The organism is Pseudomonas sp. S3_C06, from assembly GCF_054667675.1.
Genome location: NZ_CP162747.1, coordinates 5,349,542 through 5,374,200, shown reverse-complemented (window position 1 = coordinate 5,374,200; position 24,659 = coordinate 5,349,542). Strand labels below are relative to the sequence as shown.

The window sequence follows — 24,659 nt, the reverse complement described above, 5'->3', positions numbered from 1 at the left end:
CTCCTAACAATCGAATCAAAAGCATCGCGAGCAGGCTCACTCCTACAGGGGAACGCATTCCAAATGTGGGAGCGAGCCTGCTCGCGAATAGGCCAGAACATTCAACGAATATTTCTACGCATGAAACTCAAGTCGCATCCGCATGACTGACCATGCCTTTAATCACCACCGCCGTGGTGGCCAATGCCGCCGGAATCACCAACGCCGTCAGCACCTGCTCGAAATTCCAGCCCAGGCCCAACAAGGTCGCGCCCATCCACGCCCCGAGAATCGCGCCAAAGCGGCCAATCCCCAGCATCCACGAGACCCCGGTCGCCCGCCCTTGGGTCGGATAAAACCGCGCCGCCAATGACGGCATCGCCGATTGCGCACCGTTCACGCACATCCCTGCCACCAGCACCAGCGTCGCCAGCAACGTGATATTCCCCAGACTCTGCCCCACCGCGTAGGCAAACACCCCGGCCAGCAGGTAGAAAGTGCCAATGACCTTGTGCGGATTGAAGCGGTCCATCGCCCATCCCACCGCCACCGCGCTCAATACCCCGCCGAACTGGAACAACGCACCGATAAACGCGGCTTGTTCCATGCTCGCGCCACTGTCACGCATCAGCGTCGGCAGCCAACTGGTCAGCAGATAAACAATCACCAGGCCCATGAAATAGGTCAGCCACAGCAACAAGGTGCCGGTGCTGTAAGTGCCAGAGAAGATCACGGCGAAAACGTTGCGCGCCTTCACTGTTTTCTGTTCCGGCACGCTGAAACTCGAGGCCTGGGCAACAGTGACCGGATCGATCGGTGCCAGGGTCTTGCGGATTTTGTCGGTGCCACGGTTACGGACTACAAGGTAGCGCGCCGATTCCGGCAGCCAGAACAGCAGCACCACCGCGAGAATCAACGGCAAGATCCCGCCGATCAGCAGCAGGCTGTGCCAGCCGAACGCCGGAATCAGCTTGGCGGAAATAAACCCGCCACCGGCCATGCCGAGGTTGAAACCGCAGAACATGCTGGTCACCAGCAGCGATTTCTTACGCTCCGGGGTGTACTCCGAGAGCAGCGTGGTGGCATTGGGCATCCCCGCGCCCAGACCCAGGCCGGTGAGGAAGCGCAGCACCAGCAGTTGTTCAACGTTGGTGCTGTACGCCGACGCCAGGCTGAAGGCACCGAACAGCACCACCGCGCCGACGAGGACGACTTTTCGCCCGAAGCGGTCAGCCAGAGGGCCGGAACCCAATGCGCCGAAGACCATGCCGATCAACGCAGCGCTCATCACCGGGCCGAGGCTGGCGCGGTCGATGCCCCAGTCCTGCGACAACGCCGGGGCGATGAAGCCCATCGCCGCGGTGTCGAGGCCATCGAGGAAAACAATCAGGAAACACAGGATCACCACCCGCCACTGATAGCGCGAGATCGGTTGGGCATTGATGAAGGTCTGCACGTCGAGGCAGTTACCTACAGCGGACTGAGGCTGGTTCATTATTTTTATTCCACGCAAAAAACGCAGTCGAACGGCGGCCGGCCAGAGAGCGGCACGGTCACAAGAATAGAAGGTCTGGATCAGGCGTTGCGGGAAACCCGGCAACAGCGGGTGAAGCGGAGACAGTCGGAGAGCGTGCGCATGGTGAGTTGCCTCTTGTCATTATTATGGGAGTCGACAGTCCGGCGGGCTCATTCACATCAGCGCCGGATGACGCTGCCGCGACATTAATGATCCGAGGGTTTTAGCGTCAATTCGATAAACGCAACACTGTGCGTTTATCGAACAGCTTCATCAGGCAAACAACTGCGCACTGAGGTCGCGGCTGGCACTGAGCAAGCCCGGCAGGAAGCGCTGCTCAAGCTCGGTACGGCTGACGCGACCGGCGTGGGTGCTGACGTTGAGCGCTGCGACCACTTGGCCGGAAGCGTCATAGACCGGCACAGCAATCGAGCGCAGACCCTGTTCCAGTTCCTGATCGACGATGCACCAGCCTTGCTGTCGCACTTCCTGCAGGCATTCGAGCAGCGCATCGGGTGTATGGATCGTGCGGCTGGTCTTGGCGACCAGTTCGGCGTGATCGAGGTATTCACGCAGCGATGTGTCATCGAGGGCTGCCAGCAGAATCCGCCCCATCGACGTGCAATACGCCGGCAAGCGACCGCCCACCGACAGGTCCACCGAAATCAGCCGCTGCGTGGTCGCCGAACGGGCGATGTAGAGAATGTCATCGCCCTCCAGCGTGGCCATGTTGCAGGCTTCGTGCAGTTGCTCGCTCATGCGGTCGAGGTACGGCTGGGCGGACACTGCCAACGGCGTCGACGACAGATAGGCGTGGCCGAGGGTCAGCACTTTGGGCAGCAATGAGTAGGTGCGACCGTCCGTGGTGGCGTAGCCGAGTTTGATCAAGGTATGCAGGCAACGGCGCACGGCGGCGCGGGGAATTTCCGTGCGGTGACTGATTTGGGCGATGGTCAGATGACGCTTGCGCTCCTGAAACGCCTGCACCACCGCCAAGCCACGGGCCAGCGAGGTCATGAAGTCCGGATCACCGGTCAGCGCCTGGATGCGTTTGGCCGGCGAGGCGACGATCGGCGGCGCCACGGAGGTGAAAGAGTTGCGCATTTGATCGTTCATTTCTTGTCCTTTTATCCGGCACGGATCAATGGGCTATACAAGCGGCTCGCCGGCAAATGCACAAGCGTCTGGCCTGCAAGATTGGGCGATTATCGAACCGTCGGCCGATAATCGCAATCGGCCGTTCGGCTTGCTTCAAACCCTTTCCGGGGTTCGCTCAACTTCAGCCTTTATCTGAATCACTGCTTTAGTTGTTCGACTAAATGGCGCCAAAAACCGATCGCGTGGCAAATAACGGCCAACGCACACTTCAACTAGCGACAAAAGTTGCGAGTCACAAAACAATCACACATCCGGAACCGTTTTTAACTTGGCAAAGATAGTCATTCCCGAATCGACCGCTATAATGCACCTCAGTGGCACCTCGTTTTTAATCGCCGAGGCCGTCACCCGCTGAGGCGATGTCCATCGCCAACAGCCCGGCCAGCGCCCGACACGCATCACTCATGCAACGCCTGCGCTCGCTGAAACAGGAAACTGATGCTGCGTCAGTTTTTATCTGGTGCCGTAGCCGCCTGTAACACGGAAGTCTTGATCGTCCCACCGATAAAACCAATGCCTGTCTGGCATTGAACTCTCGGTGGCTTCGTTCAATCGATTCGTTGCAGTGCGTTTCACCAGACACTTCACTCAACTCATACAGGTAGCACTGTGACGAAAGACGAACTGCGCGCGGAACTTGAGCGCCAGGAACAACGTTACAAGGAAGTTTACGGCGGGGAAGTCACCACCTACGCCGCTCAGCCAGAACCGGAACGCAAAGCGTGGCGTAAACGCCCGACCGTTCAGGATCAGGTCTTCAAGCAAGAAATCGAAAAGATCGAAAAGGAACGCAAAGCCGAAGAGCCTTGAGCCACGGTTTTTGCATCTTTTGAAGGTTTGCGTCCGCACCGGTTACAAGCGCGGTGAAACGACGATGCCTTGCGCGCCCGCTACCCGCGGGCAGCGGCCATCACCCGGCCAGGCAGACTGAGGACGGGCGTCCTACAGGTTTCACAGATATTTCAGACAAGCGTTTGAGACCTCTTCGCGTCGGTAAAATCGCCTACTAAAAAAGGCTTTTATCAATTAAATCAACGACTTGAAAAACCCTGCGGAACGCTAGGTTTTCATGCGCTGCAACAAATTAAATCGAAGAAGTGTGTAACCGATGAGCAGGTAGGGGATCGATTTCCAGTCTTTTCTGGCATAATCGCGCCCCCTTACGACCGGGTCAGAAAACCTTCATGATCGATTTATTCAGCGGACTGGATGCTTGGGTGCTTGTGAGCCTCTTGCTCGCCCTGACGTTTGTCCTCGCCTTCGAGTTCATCAATGGATTTCATGACACCGCTAACGCGGTAGCCACTGTTATCTACACCAAAGCCATGCCGCCTCACCTGGCGGTGTTCTTTTCCGGTGTGTTCAATTTCCTCGGCGTGCTGCTGGGTGGCGTTGGCGTGGCGTATGCCATCGTCCATTTGCTGCCGGTTGAACTGCTGATCAATGTGAACACCGGCCATGGTCTGGCGATGGTGTTCTCGTTGCTCGCCGCGGCAATCGCCTGGAACCTGGGCACCTGGTACTTCGGTATCCCGGCTTCCAGCTCGCACACCTTGATCGGCTCGATCCTCGGTGTCGGCCTGGCCAACGCCCTGATCAACGACATTCCATTGGCCGACGGCGTGAACTGGCAGAAAGCGATCGACATCGGCGCCTCGCTGGTGTTTTCGCCGATGGCCGGTTTCCTGATCGCCGCGCTGATCCTGATCGGCCTGAAGTGGTGGCGTCCGCTGTCGAAGATGCACAAGACACCGGAACAGCGCCGCAAGATCGACGACAAGAAGCACCCACCGTTCTGGAACCGTCTGGTCCTGGTGATCTCGGCCATGGCCGTGAGCTTCGTGCACGGTTCAAACGATGGCCAGAAAGGCATCGGCCTGATCATGCTGGTGCTGATCGGTATCGTGCCTGCGCAGTTCGTTCTCGACCTGAACAGCACCACCTATCAGATCGAACGTACTCGCGATGCGACCCTGCACCTGAGCCAGTTCTACCAGCGCAACGCCGATTCGCTGGGTGAGTTCCTGGCCCTGGGCAAGAGCGTAGAAGGCGACCTGCCGGAGAAATTCCGCTGCAACCCGCAGCAGACCGAACCGACCATCAGCGCCCTGCTGCACACCCTCAAAGGTGTTGCGGACTACCACTCGCTGTCGTCGGAAAGCCGCATTGAAGTGCGTCGTTACCTGCTCTGCCTGGACGACACCGCGAAGAAGGTTGGCAAGCTGCCGGGGCTGGAACCGCGTGAAAAGGCTGACCTCGACAAGCTGCGCAAAGACCTGACCACCACCACCGAATACGCGCCGTTCTGGGTGATTCTGGCGGTCGCACTGGCTTTGGGCCTGGGCACTATGGTTGGCTGGAAGCGCGTGGTACTGACCATTGGCGAGAAGATCGGCAAGCAAGGCATGACCTACTCCCAGGGCATGTCCGCGCAGATCACTACTGCCAGTTTGATCGGTATGGCCAACATCTTCAGCCTGCCTGTGTCGACCACGCACGTTCTGTCCTCGGGCGTGGCGGGCACCATGGTCGCCAACAAGAGCGGCCTGCAGGGTGGCACGGTTCGCACCATTCTGTTGGCGTGGGTGTTGACCTTGCCGGCGACTGTTGCGCTGTCGGCCGGGTTGTTCTGGCTGGCGTCGAAGGCGCTGGGTAGTTGATAGATAGCGGTACATGAGAAAGGCGCGATTCGAGAGGATCGCGCCTTTTTTTGTGGTTGGGGTTTTGGGATTGGAATTGGAATTGGAATTGGGGGTATATCCGTTGCTGCGGGTGTTGCCGCTGGCGGTTTCGCTCTTACAGCGAGTCCCTTTTTCAAACGCCGAAAAGGTAACCCAAATTAAGGCTTTGCCCCGGCGTACGGCACTTCGCTGAGGCTCAGTGTTCCCTCGCTACGGTGGGGTAAAAGATCAAAAGCCGAAGCAAGATCAAAAGCCAGATCAAGAGCCCCTCACCCTAGCCCTCTCCCAGAGGGAGAGGGGACTGACCGCGGTGTTTGGGGGAGGTACGCCGACGTGAAATACCGCGTTGAACTCAGATTCCGAAACAGATCAAGAGCCCCTCACCCTAGCCCTCTCCCGGAGGGAGAGGGGACTGATCGAGGTGTTTGGGGGAGGTACGCCGACATGCGATATCGCGTTGAACTCAGATTCTGAAAGGCTCACAAATCGGCCCCCTCTCCCTCGGGAGAGGGCTGGGGTGAGGGGCAAATCCACCACAATTCCAAAGCCGAACATCCGCTTTTCACCACTCAATAGGCCGAGTGTCAGCTCGCCTGCTCTTGATCTTGATCTGTAAGGCGACGTCGGAAGGCTGAGTGGAGGGATTGATCCGGGCGTGGGAGCGCAGCGACCGTTTGGCGAAGCCAAACACAGCGAGAGGAGGTGCAGCGAAGCAAACCGTAGGCGCTGCGCCCGGATCGATCCCGCAGCGAAGGAACCCCGAGCCCCAGCGAGCGGGCCGCACGTAGGAGCAAGCGTTTTTTGCTTACTTTTTTTGGCGTTTGAAAAAAAGTGAGTCGCCGTAAGGGCGAAACCGCCAGTGGCAACACCCGAAAAAACGGATATACACCCAACCCCCCAAGAACATGGTCGGCCCAAAGGCCGCCAAGTCAAAAAAAAAGGGGCAACCGAAGTCGCCCCAAAATGCCTTGCGTGCTCATCAATCCAGAAGAATCACTTCTTGCGCTTATTCGCATCCTTCCAGATAAAAAATCCAAACCCTGCAAAAAACAGAACCATCAGCCCTACAGTCAGGACCCCGGCAAACACCACGTTATCGAAAAACATGACTGGCCTCCTGGCCCCTGCTCTGCTGCGATGGACCTAAGTTACCAAACACACAGGCGCACAAATTGACCGGGATCAATACCAGCAAGGAAGGGAGATAAAGGAGGGGAATTAAATGACCTGCATCAAAGGATGCAGGGGCAGATCAACGCTTTTTCGGCTTGTTTTTCGACTTTTTCCTGGCTTTTCCCAACGGCATCGCCTGCTCGAAAGCCTGGCGCACTTCGTTCAGGCGCTTCTCTTTTATGTCATGCACCCGCTTGGCGCGCTCAGTGCTGAGGTCGATCAGTTTGTCGTCTTGGCTCATGGCGTTCAGTACATCGCAGTAAAGGATCACAACTGCCACATCACCGGCAGGACCATGTCAATAATGCAACGTCACACCAGCGCTGACCAGCCGAAGATCAGATCTCGATATCGACCCACAAACCCTGACGCGGCTGATCTTCCATCAGCGGCACCACCGGCACGGTGTTGTCGGCGTTCAACTCGGTACCGGGTATGGCCAGGTGTTCTTCCGGATCTTCATCGGCTTCGCGACGACGGCGATCACGTTCTTGCTGGCGACGCTGTTCTTCGCGCGCCAGCAATCGATCCTCTTCCGGATCGCGTTTTTGCAGATCGATCGTGCTTTCGTTGGAGCTTTCCTGCACCGGCACCACCGGAGGAATGTCCGGCCGCTGGCGGATCGGATCCTGCTGGGAAGTGATCGGCACAGCGCTCAGGGGGAGCATCGGTGGCAACATATAAAGGGTCTCCTGTCAGCAGGCTATCGGCTGCGGCAAAGGCGCCTTGAGCCGTCGGTCGCAAACTTGTGACCGGGTTAACACTCACCGGTGCCCTGTTCTCTCGTAAAACCGACGCATGACCGCCGCCTGCTTCGACTTGCAGCTTGCAGCTAAAAGCTCGCAACTGCTCCTAATCCTTTGGCCCTGAAGCCCTCATTCCGTTAAGATAGCCCGCTTTTTCAAGGTGGGAGTCAGGCAGCATGGCGCAGCAGTATCAACCGGGGCAACGCTGGATCAGTGACAGCGAAGCAGAGCTTGGTTTAGGCACCGTTCTGGCACAGGACGGCCGCTTGTTGACCGTGCTTTACCCGGCCACTGGCGAAACCCGCCAGTACGCGCTACGGAATGCGCCCCTGACCCGCGTGCGGTTCTCGCCGGGTGACAGCATCACCCACTTCGAAGGCTGGAAGATGACCGTGCAGCAAGTCGACGATGTCGACGGCCTGATGGTCTATCACGGTCTCAATGGGCAGAACGAAGCCGTCACCCTGCCGGAAACCCAGCTGTCGAACTTCATTCAATTCCGTCTGGCCAGCGACCGTCTGTTCGCCGGGCAGATCGACCCGCTGGCGTGGTTCTCGCTGCGTTACAACACTCTCGAACACACCAGCCGCCAGCTGCAATCTTCGCTCTGGGGCCTGGGTGGCGTGCGTGCGCAACCGATCGCGCACCAATTGCACATAGCCCGTGAAGTTGCCGACCGCATTGCGCCGCGCGTACTGCTGGCGGACGAAGTGGGTCTGGGTAAAACCATCGAAGCCGGTCTGGTGATCCATCGCCAACTGCTCTCGGGCCGCGCCAACCGCGTGCTGATCCTCGTTCCGGAAAACCTCCAGCACCAATGGCTGGTGGAGATGCGCCGCCGCTTCAACCTGCAGGTCGCGCTGTTCGACGAAGAACGCTTTATCGAAAGCGATGCCAGCAACCCGTTCGAAGACACCCAACTGGCGCTGGTTGCGCTGGAATGGCTGGTCGACGACGAGAAAGCGCAGGACGCGCTGTTCGCTGCCGGCTGGGATCTGCTGGTGGTCGACGAAGCACATCACCTGGTCTGGCACGAAGAAAAAGCCAGCCCGGAATACACCCTGGTCGAGCAACTGGCTGAAACCATCCCCGGTGTGTTGCTGCTCACCGCGACCCCGGAACAACTCGGTCAGGACAGCCACTTCGCTCGCCTGCGTCTGCTCGATCCGAACCGTTTCCATGACCTGGCCGCCTTCCGCGCCGAGAGCGACAACTATCGCCCGGTGGCCGAAGCCGTGCAGGAACTGCTCGACAAGGGCCGTCTCTCGGCCAAAGCGCACAAAACCATCCAGGGTTTCCTCGGCAACGAAGGCGAAGCGCTGCTGACGGCGGTCAACGATGGCGACACCGAAGCCAGCGCCCGCCTCGTGCGTGAGCTGCTCGATCGCCACGGCACCGGCCGCGTGCTGTTCCGTAACACCCGTGCCGCCGTGCAGGGTTTCCCGGAGCGCAAACTGCACCCGTACCCGCTGCCGTGCCCGGACGAATACCTCGAACTGCCGCTGGGCGAACACGCCGAGCTGTACCCGGAAGTCAGCTTCCAGGCGCAACCGGACGCCAGCGAAGAAGAACGCTGGTGGAAATTCGACCCGCGCGTCGAGTGGCTGATCGATCAGCTGAAAATGCTCAAGCGCACCAAGGTGCTGGTGATCTGCGCCCACGCCGAAACCGCGATGGACCTGGAAGACGCCCTGCGCGTGCGTTCCGGCATCCCGGCCACGGTGTTCCATGAAGGGATGAACATCCTTGAGCGTGACCGCGCCGCTGCTTACTTCGCCGATGAGGAGTTCGGTGCGCAAGTGCTGATCTGCTCGGAAATCGGCAGTGAAGGTCGCAACTTCCAGTTCGCTCACCACTTGGTACTGTTCGATCTGCCGTCGCACCCGGACTTGCTCGAGCAGCGGATCGGCCGTCTCGACCGGATCGGCCAGAAGCACATCATCGAACTGCACGTGCCCTACCTGGAAACCAGCCCGCAAGAGCGCCTGTTCCAGTGGTACCACGAAGCGCTGAACGCGTTCCTCAACACCTGCCCGACCGGCAACGCCTTGCAGCACCAGTTCGGCCCGCGCCTGCTGCCGCTGCTCGAAGAAGCCGACGACAGCGAGTGGCAAGCGCTGATCGACGAAGCGCGCACCGAGCGCGAGCGTCTGGAAGCCGAACTGCACACCGGTCGTGACCGTCTGCTGGAACTCAACTCCGGCGGCGCTGGCGAAGGTGAAGCGCTGGTCGAGGACATCCTCGAACAAGACGATCAGTTCGCCCTGCCGATCTACATGGAAACCCTGTTCGACGCGTTCGGCATCGACAGCGAAGACCATTCGGAAAACGCCCTGATCCTCAAGCCGAGCGAGAAGATGCTCGACGCCAGTTTCCCGCTGGGCGACGACGAAGGCGTGACCATTACCTACGACCGCAACCAGGCGCTGTCGCGCGAAGACATGCAGTTCATCACCTGGGAACACCCGATGGTGCAGGGCGGCATGGACCTGGTGCTGTCCGGTTCGATGGGCAACACCGCCGTCGCGCTGATCAAGAACAAGGCGTTGAAACCGGGCACCGTGCTGCTCGAGCTGCTGTATGTCAGCGAAGTGGTGGCGCCGCGTTCGCTGCAACTGGGCCGTTACCTGCCGCCAGCTGCTCTGCGCTGCCTGCTCGATGCCAATGGCAACGATCTGTCGCCACGGGTCTCGTTCGAAACGCTGAACGATCAGCTGGAAAGCGTGCCACGCGCCAGCGCCAACAAGTTCATCCAGGCCCAGCGCGATCAGTTGACGCCACGGATCAACGCCGGTGAAGACAAGATCGCCCCGCGTCACGCCGAGCGCGTGGCCGAGGCCCGTCGCCGTCTGGCGGCCGACACCGACGAAGAACTGGCGCGCCTGACCGCGTTGCAAGCGGTCAACCCGACTGTGCGTGACAGCGAACTGGACGCGTTGCGCCAGCAGCGTGAGCAGGGTCTGGCGATGCTGGATAAAGCGGCATTGCGTCTGGAAGCGATTCGGGTGTTGGTGGCGGGTTAAACCGCCCTGCTCCAGCGCTGAAAACAGAAAGGCCCGCAGTGATGCGGGCCTTTTTGTTTGCCTGTGATTTAGATCGTTCCCACGCTCTGCGTGGGAATGCCTCAGGGGACGCTCCGCGCTCCAGCTCCGGAAAGGGACGCAGAGCGTCCCGGGCTGCGTTCCCACGCAGAGCGTGGGAACGATCATCATGCCGTCGCCGCTGCGACCTCTGGCTCAACCACAGCAACCAGCCCTTCCTTCATCCGCTGCGCATCGCGCACAAAACACCGCGCCGCCAGAAACAGAAAGACCATCGTCAGAAACAGCGCCACCGGAATCAGGTACATCGCATCATGCAGCCCGACTGCCTTGAACGCCTCGGTCATCTGCTCAGCCCCCGCCGCCGCCATCGCGGTATGCGCAAAGTGATCGGACAAGCCACCGACCACCACCGGCCCCAAACCACCGCCCAACAGATACAACCCGGCAAAGAACAACGCCATCGCCGTCGCCCGCAAACGTGGTTCGACCACATCCTGAATCGCCGTGTAAACACAGGTGTAGAAGTTGTAGGCAAACAGCCAACCAACACTGAACACCGCGACAAACACACCAATCTCGATACGCCCGGCATGCAGCGCCCACGCCGTGCACAACGTCGAAATAATCAGACTGAACGCGGCGAACAACAACCGACCATTGGCCACACGCTGGTGAATCTTGTCAGCAATCCAGCCACCCAGCGTCAGCCCGACCAGCCCGGTCACACCAACAATCACCCCGGTCGCCACCGCTGCTTCCTGCAACGGCATGAGGAAATAACGCTGCAGCATCGGCACCAGAAACGAGTTGCAGGCATACGTCGCGAAGTTGAAGCACAACCCGGCCATCACCAGCCAGAGAAAGGTCGGCACCGCCAGAATCCGGCGGATTGGCTTGTCGACTTTCTCTTGCGAAACCTGCACGGTTTCCGCTGCGCCGCGCTTTGGCTCTTTGATAAAGAACATGAAAATCGCCAGAAGCAGCCCCGGCACCGCCGCAATAAAGAACGGCGCGCGCCAACTGTCGAACGCCTTGACCATCCAGCCGATGGTGAAGAAAGCCAGCAACAGGCCCAGCGGCAAGCCCAACATGAAAATGCCCATGGCTCGCGCCCGACGATGCGCCGGAAACAGATCGCCAATCAGCGAGTTGGCCGCCGGTGCATAACTGGCCTCACCGATGCCGATGCCCATGCGCACGATCAGAAAGCTCCAGAAACTGCCGACCAGGCCGTTGACCGCCGTCAGCGCACTCCACGTCGCCAGGCCCCAGCCCATCAGCTTGCTGCGCGAACCGGTGTCGGCCATGCGCCCCAGCGGCAGCCCGGCAATCGCGTAAACAATCGTGAATGCGGTACCGACGATGCCCAGTTGAAAGTCACTGAGGTGCCACTCCATGCGGATCGGCTCGATGATGATCGCGGGAATGGTGCGGTCGAAGAAGTTGAACAGGTTGGCGAGGAACAGCAGGAACAGAATGCGCCAGGCATTCGCCGCTTGGGTCGAGTTCTGCATGGGTCCGTCTCTTTATTGTTATAGGGCTTCACTGCCAACGCATCCGAGCCCGGAACCTGCAATCTAGTCAGGCATGACGGGGCTGTCTGTGATCATTCGTCTGCCTGATATCGGGCCATGGCACTGTAACGAAACGTAAGCCCTTGATAAGTCAGCAATCCCCCTGAAACCGGGGCTTTTGCGGCAAAACCTTGCCACAAAAAAATAGTTTCGCACCCCCCTTCCCAAGTCTGCGGCAAAGCCTAGAATGGCCGCCGGATCCGTCCGGATCTCCCGATCAATCCCTTTGATACCCCCGCCCATGTCCGAAGTCAGTCCGTGTCTGAATTGCGGTGCCTGCTGTTCCCATTTTCGCGTGTCTTTTTTCTGGGGTGAGTGCGCTTCCTCCGGCGGCACGGTGCCCGATGAACTGGTCACGCAAATCAGCCCCAGTCGGGTGGCGATGAACGGCACCGACTGCAAATCGCCGCGCTGCACGGCGTTGGTCGGCGAAGTCGGCAGCGAGGTGAAGTGCTCGATTTACGAATTGCGCTCCAGCCCCTGCCGTGAATTCGAATCGTCCTGGGAAAACGGCGAACAGAATGTCGACTGCGATAAGGCCCGCGCGCGTTTTGGCTTGCCGCCGCTGCAACCGGACTGGGCGCAAATTCCTTTCGAACAGATCGCTTGAGCCTTTAGCGCCAATCGCTATGACGCTAATGCCGAAATCATTAGCGCCAATGTGCCACTACCCCTTGCACGGCTAAAACCGCCTCTATACTCCAGTCATTCGCCTGCGTTCACCGCGCAGTCAGGACGACTTCAGAGATGGGGCATGCTATGGAGTGGCTTGGTTTGCAGTTTGTTACCGAGCTGCCGGAGAGCGGGCAGGTCATCCTCGATTGCAGTCACAACCCTCTCCTGGTGATGGTTGCGTATCTGGTCGCCTGCGCAGCCAGTTTCGCCACTCTGGATATGGCTGAGCGCGTTGTAAATGCCGAAGATCCGGGGTCGCGGCGGATCTGGCTCTGGATCGGCGCGACCTGCCTGGCCGGCGGCATCTGGGCCATGCATTTCATCGGCATGCTGGCTTTCCAGACACCGATCGACATTCAGTACGACCTTGGCATCACCCTTTTCTCGTTGCTGATTGCCCTGCTCGCCTCTTGGCTGGCCATGCAAACCCTGAGCGAAGCGCAGCCGAGTGCATTGCATTGCTTGAAAACCGCGTTTGTCATCGGCCTGGGCATCGCCGGCATGCATTACGTTGGCATGGCGGCGATGAAGTCGAGCGCCACCGCCTACTATCAGCCAGGACTGTTCGCGCTGTCTGTGGCGATCGCCATCGGCGCCAGTTTCGCCGCGCTGTGGGTGGCCCGCTATCTGAGCGAAGGCGGCGGCGTGGCGCATCAGTTGCTCAAGTACAGCGCTGCGCTGATTCTCGGCGCCGGCATCATCAGCATGCATTTCACCGGCATGGCTGCGCTGGATCTGGTTCTTCCCGAGGGAGGCCTGACAGCGAGCGGCGGCGATAACGGGCATCTGCAACTGGGCCTGACCGTGGCGCTGATCATCCTGCTGATCCTTGGCAGTGCGATCAGTGCAGCGCTGGCCGACAAGAAACTGCAGAACAAAGAAGAGGATCTGCGCCGGGTCAACGCCCTGCTCAGCCAGCTCGATCAGGCGCGCATGTCGCTGCAACAAGCGGCCAACTACGACGCCCTGACCAACCTGATCAACCGTCGCGGTTTCAACCAGATCTTCGCCGAGAAACTCTGCCAGAAAGCCACCGAGGGCGGCATGCTCGCGGTGATGTTTCTCGACATCGACCACTTCAAGCGGATCAACGACAGCCTCGGTCACGACGCCGGTGACGAACTGCTCAAGGTGATCGCCCAGCACATCAAAGGCTCGGTGCGCAGCCATGAAGACGTGGTCGCGCGGTTCGGTGGCGACGAGTTCTGCATCCTCATTAACCTGCGTGAGCGCGAAGAAGCCCGCAGTATGGCCCAGCGCATCATGCTCAAAATGAAGGAGCCGATCGAACTGGCCGGGCGCCGCATGGTGATGACCACCAGCATCGGCATCAGTCTGTTTCCGGAAGATGGCAGCACCTGCGAAGAACTGCTCAAGCACGCCGATCTGGCGTTGTATCAATCCAAAGGCGCGGGACGTAATGGCCTGCATTTTTTCAGTTCCAACCTCAAGACCCGCGCCAGCTTCGAGCTGCAACTGGAAGAAGAACTGCGCCATGCCCTGCGCGAAGAAAACGGTCTGACGCTCTATTACCAACCTATCTTCGAACTGAAAACCGGCCGCGTCACCAAGCTTGAAGCATTGATTCGCTGGCAGCATCCGCTGCATGGCTTGCTGACCCCGGATCGTTTCATCTCGATTGCCGAAAACAACGGTTTGATTGCCGAACTGGACAACTGGGTGCTGCGCCGCGCCTGCAAGGATCTGGGTGAACTGTCACGGCATGGCTGCGAAGAGCTGAAAATCGCCTGGAACTGCTCGCCGCTCAATCTCGCCCGGGAAGAACTGGCCACTGAAATCGAAAGTGCCTTGCGCACTGCCGGTGTCGCGCCGGAACGGCTGGAACTGGAAGTCACCGAGAACGCGTTGATGGGTAACATCGCCAACACCCTGGTGCTGCTGCGGCAGATCCGCGCGCTCGGTGTGTCGCTGTCGATCGACGACTTCGGCACTGGCTACTCGTCGCTGGCTTACCTCAAGCGCCTGCCGCTCAACACCTTGAAGATCGACCGCTCGTTCATCCTCGACATTCCCACGGCAACCGCCGACATGGAGATTGTCCAGGCGATCATCGTCATGGCGCACACCCTGCATTTGCAGGTGGTCACCGAAGGCGTGGAAAGCCTGGAGCAATACGAATTTCTTGAACGCTCGGGCTGCGACTTCATTCAGGGTTACCTGCTCAGCCGCCCGGTACCGCTGGACGAGCTGCGCCCGGTGCTGGAAGAAATCAATCAGCGCAAACATTCACACGCGCTCAATCCGTTGATTCTGGCGCGCGGTACATTTGCACCAGTGTCGCTGGATCCTGCGCCAAAAAGCCCTGCGCCCCATGCAGGCGCATCAATTGTGCGGCCAATCCGCTGATCGGTGTCGCCGAGCCTTGTTCGCGGGAAAACTTCACTGCCGTATCGAGATCCTTGAGCAAGGTGCGTACGTGCCACTTTATTGGCTCGAAGCGGCTTTCGGCCATTTGCGGTGCGAGTATCTGCAACGGTTTCGAATCAGCAAATCCACCGGCCAACGCTTCGGCGATCAGGCTCGCATCGACGCCGGACTGCTCGGCCAGCGCCACCACCTCGGCGATCACCAGCGCATTGCAGGCGACGATCATCTGGTTGCAGGCCTTGGTCACTTGCCCCGCGCCGATGCCGCCCATGTGCGTGACGCGCTGACCTAGGTTGAGCAGCACTGGGCGCACGCGTTCAAGATCCGCCGCCTCACCACCGACCATGATCGCCAGACTGCCCGCCTCGGCGCCGACCACGCCGCCGGACACCGGTGAGTCCAGCCAGGCCATGCCGGTTTTCTCCAGCAGTTGCGCCGCCATTTCGCGAGTAGCCGTCGGTTCAAGGCTGGAAAAATCCACCAGCAACTGGCCGTTTTTCGCGCCTTCGGCGATACCGCCAGCGCCAAACACCACCTCGCGAACCACCGCCGTATCGGCCAGACACAACATCACCACGTCGGCGTGCTCGCACAATTCAGCGGCGGTCGCCACCTGCCGGGCACCGGCCTCGACCAGTGGCGCGCACTTGGCCGGGTTGCGGTTCCACACGGTCAGCGGGTAACCCGCTGCCAACAGACGCTGGCACATGGGCAGGCCCATCAGACCGATTCCGGCGAACCCCAACGAAGGTAGCGTTGACATCATTTTGCCTCTTTTCGATTAAAGATCGCCGAATAATGGCCGATTCATCAACGATCAGGAAAGGATTCCCCCCAGCGACAGTCAGGCCAAAACCCTGATGCTCGGGCTCAATTCGCGCACAAAAGACGCGAGATCTTATTCCGTGAGGTTCGCAGGCAACTGGCCGGCGAGCCAACCCAGTCCAGGTATATGGCGCACAATGACTTCTAAAAACAATCCCGCCACTGCGGTATCCGATCTGACTTTGAGCCCCGCCGCCAACAGCCCGTCATCGTCGAAGCCATTGGTCCCGTCGCGCCCGCTGTCGACTCAGCAATACCTGTACTTCACCGAAACCAATACCGACCGCATCCTCGACAACCTCGACGGCCTGCGTGATCTGGTGTTCCCGCGCCCACCGCACCTGGAAGGCGACAACGAACAGCACAACGACCAGGAATTCCCCTCGGTGTGCCTGATCGGCCTCGGTCGCTGCGGCTCGAACATCGCCCTCGATGTTGCGGAACTGGTGTACAACGCGCGCAAGTTCTACCTCAACGAATTCAACAACGAAGACCGCGCGGCGGATCGCCGACTGGCCGACAAGGGCTACAGCCCGGCGCAGTGGATCAAGAACAACCTGCGCATCGGCCCGAACAAATCGACCAAACCGGTGTTCCTGGTCGAACCGCTGGTGATGCTCGGCGACCTCGACAAGGACATCGCCGGGCGTATCCGTTTCTCGCGCAAGGGCGAGAAAAGCGGCTTCCTGCGCGACTACAGCAAAATGAAGATCATGGACTTGTCCGAAGTCCACGCCGGTGGCGCCGGTAACGCGCCGATCCTCGGCCAGTACCTGGCGAAGATCATCCTCAACAAGGACACCCAGCGCTTCTCCAGCCCTGACTGGAAAATGATCCACTCGTACCTGATCGACAGCTGCGGCATCAAGGCCAACCAGTCGCGCCTGTATTTCTCGATCTTCAGTGCCGGCGGCGGTACCGGTTCCGGCATGGCGTCGGAATTCGGTCTGGCCCAGCAGCACTCGTACATGAACAAGACGTTCGACACCAAGCCGATGGACGAGCATGACGGCAAGAGCGGTCATTCGTTCGTGTTCGAACCGATCTTCACCAGCGGCATCTGCGTGCTGCCGAACATTTCCGATCACCGCAGCGAAATGTCCGAGGCGTTGCACATCAACGCCGGTCGCCTGCTGTGCAAATACCTCTCGGAAGAATGGGATTTCTCCTACAACTTCGCCAATGAAGACAGCAGCGAAGCCAGCGTCATGGGCCGTATCCGCCCATGGAACGCGATGATGCTGATCTCCAACGACATCATGCGTTACGCGGAAGAAAGCGATGACGGCAACATCCAGAACATTGATGTCAATGCGATGGAGAAACACGCCAACCAGTACATCTCGCAGCAGATCTTCAACATTCTGACGGCGCAGGCAGTCACCACTGACTACGACCAGAACTACTTCCGCCGCGCCGGCATCGACATCGGCGAGACCATTCGCCTCGACGCCAACGACTTGTTCATGAGTCTGGCCGGCCCGGTGGCGATCGCCTACGCCGAATCGGTGGTGCCGGAAACCCCGCCGCCGAGCAGCGACAAATTCAAGGTGTTCGACAAAGAGCCGCAGCGCCTGAACATCGACGACCTGTTCTTCCGCTCGATCGACCTGCCGCACTTCAACAAAGTGACGCAGGCGATTGAAGGCATCAGCCTGCTGCCGATCGAGTCCAAGCGTTATCGCGCATCGCTGGAGCAGTACAAGAATTCCGGTTACGACGCCGCCGCGCTGCACGACCTGCACTTCTTCAAGAACTGCTCGTCGGTGGTCTCGATCGTTTCGCTGCCGAAAGACTACAAGCTGTCGTACATGGACCTGAACCGGTTGAAGACCCACCTCAACAGCCTGTTCCCCAACACCACGCTCAAGCGTTACGCACTGGTAATCGGCGCCTCGGCCAACCTGTCGCTGACTACATTGATCGCCAAGAGCCCGTGCCTGTCGGACGACTTCCTGACCCTGATCGTCGCATTCATCAAGCGCTGCTTCGCGAAGAACCCGTACCGTTTCGATGAGACGCTGGACAACTCGATCCTCGATTTCATCATTAACGAAGAGTTCGACGAAGACCGCATCGACGACCTGCTCAACGAGTTCGAGAACCCGGCGAAGATCCTCGATACCAACTGGTACGCGATCAAACCGATGTACGAGAAGAAGTACCGCGAGCTGATCAACGACAAAGAGAAGTTTGTCTCGATCAATGACATTCGCCTGTCGCGTGATTGCGTGAAGAAGTCGATCAAGTACCTGCGCGAGATCTACCGTCACCGGATTGGCAAGACCAAGGTTATTTCCCTCAATAACCATACCGGCAAGTCGTTCTCGGTCTGATCTGAGAACGAGTCGCCCCATTCGCGAGCGGGCTCGCTCCCACAGGGGAATACATTCCAAATGTGGGAGCGAGCCTGCTCGCGAAGAGGCCTTCAAATTCACTGAAGATTTCGGCCTTTCCAACATCCAGAAACAATTAAGCAGCCGTTAGGCTGCTTACTAAACTGTTCCCGTTACGTTTACGTCACCGTGAGCCACCGTCGCTTGTGGTGTTTCTCTACGGCAACGTGCCATCACGCTACTCCGCTACACACTTTTCGCCGACGACAGGTCGCACCATCAGGGTGCGACGTCAGCAGCAACTGCCCTTTCCTGGACCAGAATCCACGGACGAACGACCACTGCCCACATCTCGGGATCGCGCTCGAAAAGATCCAGCGCCCGCGTTTCAGACAGCTTGGCGACCTTGTCTTCGGCCAGCCAGGCAGCCACTTTCTCGCCATCATCGGACGCCACGGCCTCGGCAGCGGCGATCAAATCGAGCGCAGGGTCGACCCACAATAGGGCACCCTTGGCGAAGAACGGCTCCAACTCTTTCCAGGTAATAGATGCGGTTTCACCAAGCAGCTTGGCATAGAGGGTGCTAGGTTCTTGATTCATGGGTGCTGTCCGGAAAAGAAATCGACGCGAATAATAACGTCGGTGGTCCGCCAGCAAAACCCGGTTGCAAAAGGCTGCACCGAACGAAAAGAGCAGGAACGCCAAGGAATGCTGCTGATTGGGCTATATGCCCACGAACGCCCCGCCGCAATTCTGTCTTTTTCATTCAAAAATGCGACACCCCCAAGTTTTGCCCCTCGGCGCCCGCTTCCCAGGCTGACAACCGGCGCTCTACACTGTACCGGTACAGTTGCCGGGGGCATTTCCGGAGGGTATCGCAAAGATATCTGACCCGGTTCTGCTGCTACGGCGCCAGAACTCAAAAAAATTACAACAGTAAGAGTGGAGCACTATGACTAAGGCTACTAAGCAGATTTCCAAACTGTTTGCCGCTATGGTTCTGGCCGGGGTTGCCAGCCATTCGTTCGCAGCTGACACCATCAAAATCGGTATCGCCGGTCCTAAAACCGGTCCAGTAGCCCAGTACGGCGACATGCAGTTCAGTGGCGCAAAAATGGCCATTGAGCAAATCAACGCCAAGGGCGGCGTCGACGGCAAGAAACTCGAAGCCGTTGAATACGACGATGCCTGCGATCCAAAACAAGCGGTAGCGGTTGCGAACAAGGTCGTCAACGACGGCGTCAAGTTCGTGGTCGGTCACCTGTGCTCCAGCTCCACTCAACCGGCTTCGGACATTTACGAAGACGAAGGCGTGATCATGATCACCCCGGCTGCCACCAGCCCGGACATCACCGCCCGTGGTTACAAAATGATCTTCCGCACCATCGGTCTCGACAGCGCCCAGGGCCCTGCCGCCGGTAACTACATTGCCGATCACGTCAAACCGAAAATCGTCGGCGTACTGCACGACAAACAGCAGTACGGTGAAGGCATCGCCACCGCCGTGAAATCGACTCTCGAGAAGAAAGGCACCAAGGTTGCCGTGTTCGAAGGCGTCAACGCCGGCGACAAAGACTTCTCGGCGATCATCGCCAAGCTCAAGCAAGCCAACGTCGATTTCGTTTACTACGGCGGCTACCACCCGGAGCTGGGTCTGATCCTGCGTCAAGCCCAGGAAAAAGGCCTGAAAGCCAAGTTCATGGGTCCGGAAGGCGTGGGCAACGACTCGATCACCCAGATCGCCAAGGACGCGTCCGAAGGCCTGTTGGTAACCCTGCCGAAATCCTTCGACCAGGATCCAGCCAACATCGCCCTGGCCGATGCCTTCAAAGCGAAGAAAGAAGATCCGAGCGGTCCGTTCGTGTTCCCGTCCTACTCGGCGGTTGAAGTGATTGCCGAAGGCATCAAGGCAGCCAAGTCCGAAGACGCGACCAAAGTGGCTGAAGCCATTCACGCCGGTACCTTCAAGACCCCGACTGGCGACCTGAGCTTCGACGCCAAGGGCGACCTGAAAGACTTCAAATTCGTGGTTTACGAGTGGCACAACGGCAAACCTAAAACTGAAGTATCGCCTCAGTAAGGCGCTGCCTGACTGACTGCCAATAAAGCCCACGGCGTGCCGTGGGCTTTGTTTTACGAATGTATTGGGCCGCGCTGGCGTGATCCGCCAGTCTCCCCACCTGAAAATCTCAAAACCGTCATCAGCGGTTCGCTGGCAAAACCCGGATTCGAAGTGGATAAAGATCCACGGGGCCGGGCGGGAAAATGACTCCACCAGTGAAATGCGTATCAGGTTTTTAGGAGCGCTGTAATGCCTGACATCTATCACTTCTTCCAACAGCTGGTTAACGGCCTGAACGTTGGCAGCATGTATGCCTTGATCGCCATCGGCTACACGATGGTTTACGGCATCATTGGAATGATCAACTTCGCCCACGGCGAGGTGTACATGATTGGCTCCTACGTGGCGTTCATCGCCATCGCCGGGTTGACCATGATGGGACTCGACAGTGTCCCGCTGTTGATGACTGCGGCGTTCATCGCCAGCATCGTCGTCACCAGTTCCTACGGTTACAGCATCGAACGGATCGCCTACCGCCCCCTGCGCGGCAGCAACCGTCTGATCCCGCTGATTTCCGCGATCGGTATGTCGATCTTCCTGCAGAACACGGTTCTGCTGGCGCAAGACTCCAAGGACAAAGCTATCCCCAACCTGATTCCGGGCAACATTGCCTTCGGCCCAGGTGGCGCACAAGAAGTGCTGATTTCCTACATGCAAATCGTGGTGTTCGTGGTGACCCTGATCGCCATGCTCGGCCTGACGCTGTTCATCTCCCGCTCTCGCCTGGGTCGCGCCTGCCGCGCCTGCGCCGAAGACATCAAGATGGCCAACCTGCTCGGCATCAACACCAACAACATCATCGCCCTGACCTTCGTCATTGGTGCCGCGCTGGCAGCCGTTGCGGCTGTACTGTTGAGCATGCAATACGGGGTAATCAACCCGAACGCCGGTTTCCTCGTCGGCCTCAAAGCCTTCACCGCTGCGGTACTTGGCGGCATCGGCAGCATCCCCGGCGCCATGCTCGGCGGGTTGGTGCTTGGGGTGGCGGAAGCCTTTGGTGCCGATATCTTCGGCGACCAGTACAAGGACGTCGTGGCTTTCGGCTTGTTGGTTCTGGTGCTGTTGTTCCGTCCGACCGGCATTCTGGGCCGTCCGGAGGTTGAGAAAGTATGACTAGGAATCTTAAACAGGCACTGTTCAGTGCCTTGCTGGTGTGGGCCGTGGCCTACCCGGTACTCGGTTTGAAACTGACCATCGTCGGCATCAACCTGGAAGTGCACAACACCAGCCCGACCGTGCTGGCGACCATCGCCATCTGTTCGGTGCTGATGTTCCTGCGCGTGCTGTTCAACCAGCAGATCAGCAAAGCCTGGCGTGCGTCGCCGGGCCTGCCGCTGATTCCGGCCAAGGCGAGCAACTTCCTCACCCTGCCGACCACTCAGCGCTATTTCATCATTGCGCTGATCTTGGTGGCGCTGGTGTGGCCGTTCTTCGGCTCCCGTGGCGCGGTGGACATCGCGACGCTGATCCTGATCTACGTGATGCTCGGCCTCGGTCTGAACATCGTCGTCGGTCTGGCCGGTCTGCTCGACCTCGGTTACGTCGGTTTCTACGCCGTCGGCGCCTACAGCTACGCGCTGCTGTCGCACTACTACGGCCTGAGCTTCTGGATCTGCCTGCCGATTGCCGGCCTGATGGCGGCGACGTTCGGCTTCCTGCTGGGCTTCCCGGTGTTGCGTCTGCGCGGTGACTATCTGGCGATCGTGACCCTTGGTTTCGGTGAGATCATCCGTCTGTTCCTCCGTAACCTGACCGACATCACTGGCGGTCCGAACGGCATCAGCAACATCGAGAAACCGACGTTCTTCGGTCTGACCTTCGAACGTAAAGCCGCGGAAGGCATGCAAACCTTCCACGAGTATTTCGGCCTGCAATACAACTCGATCAACAAGGTGATTTTCCTCTACCTGGTTGCGCTGTTGCTGGCGCTGGCGGCACTGTTCGTCATCAACCGCCTGCTGCGCATGCCGATCGGTCGTGCGTGGGAAGCGCTGCGTGAGGACGAAATCGCTTGCCGCGCACTGGGTCTGAATCCAACGATCATCAAGCTGTCCGCCTTCACCCTCGGTGCTGCGTTTGCCGGTTTCGCCGGTAGCTTCTTCGCTGCGCGTCAGGGTCTGGTGACGCCGGAATCGTTCACCTTCATCGAGTCGGCAATCATCCTCGCCATTGTGGTGCTGGGTGGCATGGGCTCGCAGCTGGGTGTGATCCTGGCCGCTGTGGTGATGATCCTGTTGCCGGAAATGATGCGTGAGTTCAGCGAGTACCGCATGTTGATGTTCGGTGCCCTGATGGTGTTGATGATGATCTGGCGTCCACAAGGTCTGCTGCCGATGCAACGCCCACACATGGAGTTGCGAAAATGAGCCGCGAGATCCTTAAAGTCGAAAACCTGAGCATGCGCTTCGGCGGTTTGCTCGCGGTCAACGGTGTGGCCCTGACCGTCAAGGAAAAACAGGTGGTTGCACTGATCGGGCCGAACGGCGCCGGCAAGACCACCGTGTTCAACTGCCTGACCGGTTTCTATCAGCCTACCGGCGGCAGCATCCTGCTGGACGGCGAGCCGATTCAAGGTCTGCCGGGCCACAAGATCGCCCTCAAAGGCGTGGTGCGTACCTTCCAGAACGTACGGTTGTTCAAGGACATGACGGCGGTCGAGAACCTGTTGATCGCCCAGCACCGTCACTTGAACACGAACTTCCTGGCCGGCCTGTTCAAGACCCCGGCGTTCCGCAAAAGCGAGCGCGAGGCCATGGAATTTGCCGAGTACTGGCTGGAAAAGGTCAACCTCAAGGAGTTCGCCAACCGTACCGCCGGCACCCTGGCCTACGGTCAGCAACGACGTCTGGAAATCGCCCGCTGCATGATGACCCGTCCGCGGATCCTCATGCTCGACGAACCGGCCGCCGGTCTGAACCCGAAAGAAACCGAAGACCTCAAGGCGCTGATTGGCGTGCTGCGTGAAGAGCACAACGTCACCGTGCTGCTGATCGAGCACGACATGAAACTGGTCATGAGCATTTCCGACCACATCGTCGTGATCAACCAGGGCACGCCTCTGGCCGACGGTACGCCGGAACAGATCCGCGACAATCCTGAAGTGATCAAAGCCTACCTGGGGGAAGCGTAAATGCTGCAGTTCGAAAACGTTTCCACCTTCTACGGCAAGATCCAGGCCCTGCACAGCGTCAACGTCGAAGTCCGTCAGGGCGAGATCGTGACCCTGATCGGTGCCAACGGTGCCGGCAAGTCCACGCTGCTGATGACGCTGTGCGGTTCGCCGCAAGCGCACAGCGGCAGCATCCGTTACATGGGTGAGGAACTGGTCGGCCAGGACTCGTCGCAGATCATGCGCAAAAGCATCGCGGTGGTGCCGGAAGGTCGTCGGGTGTTTGCCCGTCTGACCGTTGAAGAAAACCTCTCCATGGGCGGTTTCTTCACCGACAAGGGCGACTATCAGGAGCAGATGGACAAGGTCCTCGGCCTGTTCCCGCGCCTGAAAGAACGCTTCAACCAGCGCGGCGGCACCATGTCCGGCGGTGAACAGCAAATGCTCGCCATCGGCCGTGCGCTGATGAGCAAGCCCAAGCTGCTGCTGCTCGACGAGCCGTCGCTGGGCCTGGCACCGATCATCATCCAGCAGATCTTCGACATCATCGAACAGCTGCGCAAGGACGGTGTGACGGTGTTCCTGGTCGAGCAGAACGCCAACCAGGCGCTGAAAATCGCCGACCGCGCCTACGTTCTGGAGAACGGCCGCGTGGTCATGCAAGGCACCGGTGAAGCACTGCTGACCGACCCGAAAGTACGCGAGGCGTACCTCGGCGGTTGATGTGTTTCGCCCAACAAAAAAACGGCCTTCGGGCCGTTTTTTTGTGCCTGCACGATTTTCAGATTCTCCAAAAATCCCTTGCAGGAGTGAGCCTGCTCGCGATGGCGTCGTGTCATTCAACATCGCCAGTATCTGACATGACGCCATCGCGAGCAGGCTCACTCCTACAGGTTTTTGCGTTATTCCAAAAAGATTTTGAGCGGGCTGTAACGCAGCGCCACCTCGCTTCTCTAGAGGGACAAGCAAGCGCAAACGCGCTTGTATAAACCCTGACCAAGACTGGAGAAACATCATGACTGCTACCACTCGCACCCTGTCCGCCACCGCCCTGGTTCTGGCCCTCGGTTCTGCCCTGAGCATGGCTGCTGTATCGACCGTCCATGCCGCAGACGCCGACATGGAAAAATGCTTCGGCGTGGCCATGAAAGGTCACAACGATTGCGCCGCAGGCGCAGGCACCACCTGTGCCGGCACGTCGAAAATGGACTATCAGGCCAACGCCTGGAAACTCGTTCCGAAAGGCACCTGCGCCACCACTGAGAGCAAGACTTCGCCGACCGGTTTCGGCCAGCTGGAAGCCTTCAAAGCCAAGTCCTGATCGTTGGCCTGC

General features: G+C 59.0%; 20 protein-coding genes. 12 read left to right on the top strand and 8 right to left on the bottom strand.

Translation table 11 applies throughout. The features are described 5' to 3' along the window. Positions 1-127: 127 nt before the first annotated feature. Positions 128-1,474, bottom strand: a complete 1,347-nt coding sequence (locus AB4N44_RS23880) for a 4-hydroxybenzoate transporter PcaK (RefSeq protein WP_160038595.1) — start codon at positions 1,472-1,474, stop codon at positions 128-130. Positions 1,475-1,768: 294 nt separating this feature from the next. After that, positions 1,769-2,611, bottom strand: a complete 843-nt coding sequence (gene pcaR, locus AB4N44_RS23875; RefSeq protein WP_007917109.1) for a pca regulon transcriptional regulator PcaR — start codon at positions 2,609-2,611, stop codon at positions 1,769-1,771. 651 nt (positions 2,612-3,262) lie between these two features. Between pcaR and AB4N44_RS23870 the strand changes: the two genes are divergently transcribed. Both AB4N44_RS23870 and AB4N44_RS23865 read left to right on the top strand, forming a co-directional pair. Beyond that, positions 3,263-3,463, top strand: coding sequence for a hypothetical protein (locus AB4N44_RS23870; RefSeq protein WP_127926122.1), 201 nt, complete (start codon positions 3,263-3,265; stop codon positions 3,461-3,463). A 374-nt stretch (positions 3,464-3,837) separates the two neighbouring features. Then, positions 3,838-5,313, top strand: a complete 1,476-nt coding sequence (locus tag AB4N44_RS23865; RefSeq protein WP_034153067.1) for an inorganic phosphate transporter — start codon at positions 3,838-3,840, stop codon at positions 5,311-5,313. Positions 5,314-6,327: 1,014 nt separating this feature from the next. Here the strand turns inward: AB4N44_RS23865 and ccoM are convergent. The 3 genes from ccoM to AB4N44_RS23850 form a co-directional block, all read right to left on the bottom strand. Next, positions 6,328-6,441, bottom strand: coding sequence for a cytochrome c oxidase subunit CcoM (ccoM, locus tag AB4N44_RS23860; RefSeq protein ID WP_003222396.1), 114 nt, complete (start codon positions 6,439-6,441; stop codon positions 6,328-6,330). 145 nt (positions 6,442-6,586) lie between these two features. Next, positions 6,587-6,748 carry a hypothetical protein gene (locus AB4N44_RS23855; RefSeq protein WP_095119184.1) on the bottom strand — a complete coding sequence of 54 codons (162 nt, stop codon included), beginning with the start codon at positions 6,746-6,748 and terminating at the stop codon, positions 6,587-6,589. A 97-nt stretch (positions 6,749-6,845) separates the two neighbouring features. Beyond that, on the bottom strand, positions 6,846-7,187 hold the full coding sequence (locus AB4N44_RS23850; protein WP_077571425.1) for an aspartate-semialdehyde dehydrogenase: 342 nt from the start codon (positions 7,185-7,187) through the stop codon (positions 6,846-6,848). 242 nt (positions 7,188-7,429) lie between these two features. Here AB4N44_RS23850 and rapA point away from each other — a divergent pair, with 242 nt between their 5' ends. Continuing rightward, positions 7,430-10,276: an RNA polymerase-associated protein RapA gene (gene rapA, locus AB4N44_RS23845; protein WP_127926121.1), complete on the top strand. Its 2,847-nt coding sequence runs from the start codon at positions 7,430-7,432 to the stop codon at positions 10,274-10,276. Positions 10,277-10,461: 185 nt separating this feature from the next. Here the strand turns inward: rapA and AB4N44_RS23840 are convergent, their stop codons facing one another. Then, complete coding sequence (locus tag AB4N44_RS23840) at positions 10,462-11,811, bottom strand: spinster family MFS transporter (RefSeq protein ID WP_160038593.1); 1,350 nt, start codon at positions 11,809-11,811, stop codon at positions 10,462-10,464. 301 nt (positions 11,812-12,112) lie between these two features. On the opposite strand from AB4N44_RS23840, the gene AB4N44_RS23835 reads away from it, so the two are divergent. Together AB4N44_RS23835 and AB4N44_RS23830 are read left to right on the top strand one after the other, a co-directional pair. Further along, on the top strand, positions 12,113-12,481 hold the full coding sequence (locus AB4N44_RS23835) for a YkgJ family cysteine cluster protein (RefSeq protein WP_034155003.1): 369 nt from the start codon (positions 12,113-12,115) through the stop codon (positions 12,479-12,481). A 149-nt stretch (positions 12,482-12,630) separates the two neighbouring features. After that, on the top strand, positions 12,631-14,913 hold the full coding sequence (locus AB4N44_RS23830; RefSeq protein WP_460107242.1) for a putative bifunctional diguanylate cyclase/phosphodiesterase: 2,283 nt from the start codon (positions 12,631-12,633) through the stop codon (positions 14,911-14,913). Here the strand turns inward: AB4N44_RS23830 and AB4N44_RS23825 are convergent. Then, positions 14,804-15,700 (bottom strand): NAD(P)-dependent oxidoreductase, encoded by an 897-nt coding sequence (locus AB4N44_RS23825; protein ID WP_460107243.1) that lies wholly within the window; start codon positions 15,698-15,700, stop codon positions 14,804-14,806. The genes AB4N44_RS23830 and AB4N44_RS23825 overlap by 110 nt on opposite strands. A 196-nt stretch (positions 15,701-15,896) precedes the next feature. Between AB4N44_RS23825 and AB4N44_RS23820 the strand changes: the two genes are divergently transcribed. Then, complete coding sequence (locus AB4N44_RS23820; protein ID WP_007918508.1) at positions 15,897-18,095, top strand: hypothetical protein; 2,199 nt, start codon at positions 15,897-15,899, stop codon at positions 18,093-18,095. A gap of 279 nt (positions 18,096-18,374) precedes the next feature. On the opposite strand, the gene AB4N44_RS23815 is transcribed toward AB4N44_RS23820, so the two are convergent. Beyond that, positions 18,375-18,695: a DUF2288 domain-containing protein gene (locus AB4N44_RS23815; RefSeq protein ID WP_460107246.1), complete on the bottom strand. Its 321-nt coding sequence runs from the start codon at positions 18,693-18,695 to the stop codon at positions 18,375-18,377. A 352-nt stretch (positions 18,696-19,047) separates the two neighbouring features. On the opposite strand from AB4N44_RS23815, the gene AB4N44_RS23810 reads away from it, so the two are divergent. From AB4N44_RS23810 to AB4N44_RS23785, 6 genes are all read left to right on the top strand, one after another. Beyond that, entirely contained in the window at positions 19,048-20,175 is a 1,128-nt protein-coding gene (locus AB4N44_RS23810; protein WP_077571420.1) for a branched-chain amino acid ABC transporter substrate-binding protein, read from the top strand. 231 nt (positions 20,176-20,406) lie between these two features. Further along, on the top strand, positions 20,407-21,330 hold the full coding sequence (livH, locus tag AB4N44_RS23805) for a high-affinity branched-chain amino acid ABC transporter permease LivH (protein WP_007918526.1): 924 nt from the start codon (positions 20,407-20,409) through the stop codon (positions 21,328-21,330). Continuing rightward, complete coding sequence (locus AB4N44_RS23800; RefSeq protein WP_038358181.1) at positions 21,327-22,583, top strand: high-affinity branched-chain amino acid ABC transporter permease LivM; 1,257 nt, start codon at positions 21,327-21,329, stop codon at positions 22,581-22,583. Before livH ends, AB4N44_RS23800 begins: the two co-directional genes overlap by 4 nt. Then, positions 22,580-23,347, top strand: coding sequence for a high-affinity branched-chain amino acid ABC transporter ATP-binding protein LivG (gene livG, locus AB4N44_RS23795; RefSeq protein ID WP_041478028.1), 768 nt, complete (start codon positions 22,580-22,582; stop codon positions 23,345-23,347). The genes AB4N44_RS23800 and livG overlap by 4 nt, the downstream gene beginning before the upstream one ends. Then, positions 23,348-24,049 carry an ABC transporter ATP-binding protein gene (locus AB4N44_RS23790; protein WP_003222380.1) on the top strand — a complete coding sequence of 234 codons (702 nt, stop codon included), beginning with the start codon at positions 23,348-23,350 and terminating at the stop codon, positions 24,047-24,049. A gap of 292 nt (positions 24,050-24,341) precedes the next feature. Continuing rightward, positions 24,342-24,647, top strand: a complete 306-nt coding sequence (locus AB4N44_RS23785; RefSeq protein ID WP_127926114.1) for a BufA1 family periplasmic bufferin-type metallophore — start codon at positions 24,342-24,344, stop codon at positions 24,645-24,647. The last annotated feature ends 12 nt before the right edge of the window (positions 24,648-24,659 follow it).

Excerpts from the sequence above, each read along its gene's own strand:
- AB4N44_RS23840 (WP_160038593.1), bottom strand. The coding sequence starts at position 11,811 with ATGCAGAACTCGACCCAAGCGGCGAATGCCTGGCGCATTCTGTTCCTG.
- AB4N44_RS23815 (WP_460107246.1), bottom strand. The coding sequence starts at position 18,695 with ATGAATCAAGAACCTAGCACCCTCTATGCCAAGCTGCTTGGTGAAACC.
- rapA (WP_127926121.1), top strand. The coding sequence starts at position 7,430 with ATGGCGCAGCAGTATCAACCGGGGCAACGCTGGATCAGTGACAGCGAA.
- ccoM (WP_003222396.1), bottom strand. The coding sequence starts at position 6,441 with ATGTTTTTCGATAACGTGGTGTTTGCCGGGGTCCTGACTGTAGGGCTG.
- livH (WP_007918526.1), top strand. The coding sequence starts at position 20,407 with ATGCCTGACATCTATCACTTCTTCCAACAGCTGGTTAACGGCCTGAAC.
- AB4N44_RS23820 (WP_007918508.1), top strand. The coding sequence starts at position 15,897 with ATGACTTCTAAAAACAATCCCGCCACTGCGGTATCCGATCTGACTTTG.
- AB4N44_RS23880 (WP_160038595.1), bottom strand. The coding sequence starts at position 1,474 with ATGAACCAGCCTCAGTCCGCTGTAGGTAACTGCCTCGACGTGCAGACC.
- AB4N44_RS23835 (WP_034155003.1), top strand. The coding sequence starts at position 12,113 with ATGTCCGAAGTCAGTCCGTGTCTGAATTGCGGTGCCTGCTGTTCCCAT.
- livG (WP_041478028.1), top strand. The coding sequence starts at position 22,580 with ATGAGCCGCGAGATCCTTAAAGTCGAAAACCTGAGCATGCGCTTCGGC.
- AB4N44_RS23790 (WP_003222380.1), top strand. The coding sequence starts at position 23,348 with ATGCTGCAGTTCGAAAACGTTTCCACCTTCTACGGCAAGATCCAGGCC.
- AB4N44_RS23785 (WP_127926114.1), top strand. The coding sequence starts at position 24,342 with ATGACTGCTACCACTCGCACCCTGTCCGCCACCGCCCTGGTTCTGGCC.
- AB4N44_RS23855 (WP_095119184.1), bottom strand. The coding sequence starts at position 6,748 with ATGAGCCAAGACGACAAACTGATCGACCTCAGCACTGAGCGCGCCAAG.
- AB4N44_RS23810 (WP_077571420.1), top strand. The coding sequence starts at position 19,048 with ATGACTAAGGCTACTAAGCAGATTTCCAAACTGTTTGCCGCTATGGTT.
- AB4N44_RS23825 (WP_460107243.1), bottom strand. The coding sequence starts at position 15,700 with ATGATGTCAACGCTACCTTCGTTGGGGTTCGCCGGAATCGGTCTGATG.
- pcaR (WP_007917109.1), bottom strand. The coding sequence starts at position 2,611 with ATGAACGATCAAATGCGCAACTCTTTCACCTCCGTGGCGCCGCCGATC.
- AB4N44_RS23850 (WP_077571425.1), bottom strand. The coding sequence starts at position 7,187 with ATGTTGCCACCGATGCTCCCCCTGAGCGCTGTGCCGATCACTTCCCAG.
- AB4N44_RS23830 (WP_460107242.1), top strand. The coding sequence starts at position 12,631 with ATGGAGTGGCTTGGTTTGCAGTTTGTTACCGAGCTGCCGGAGAGCGGG.
- AB4N44_RS23800 (WP_038358181.1), top strand. The coding sequence starts at position 21,327 with ATGACTAGGAATCTTAAACAGGCACTGTTCAGTGCCTTGCTGGTGTGG.
- AB4N44_RS23865 (WP_034153067.1), top strand. The coding sequence starts at position 3,838 with ATGATCGATTTATTCAGCGGACTGGATGCTTGGGTGCTTGTGAGCCTC.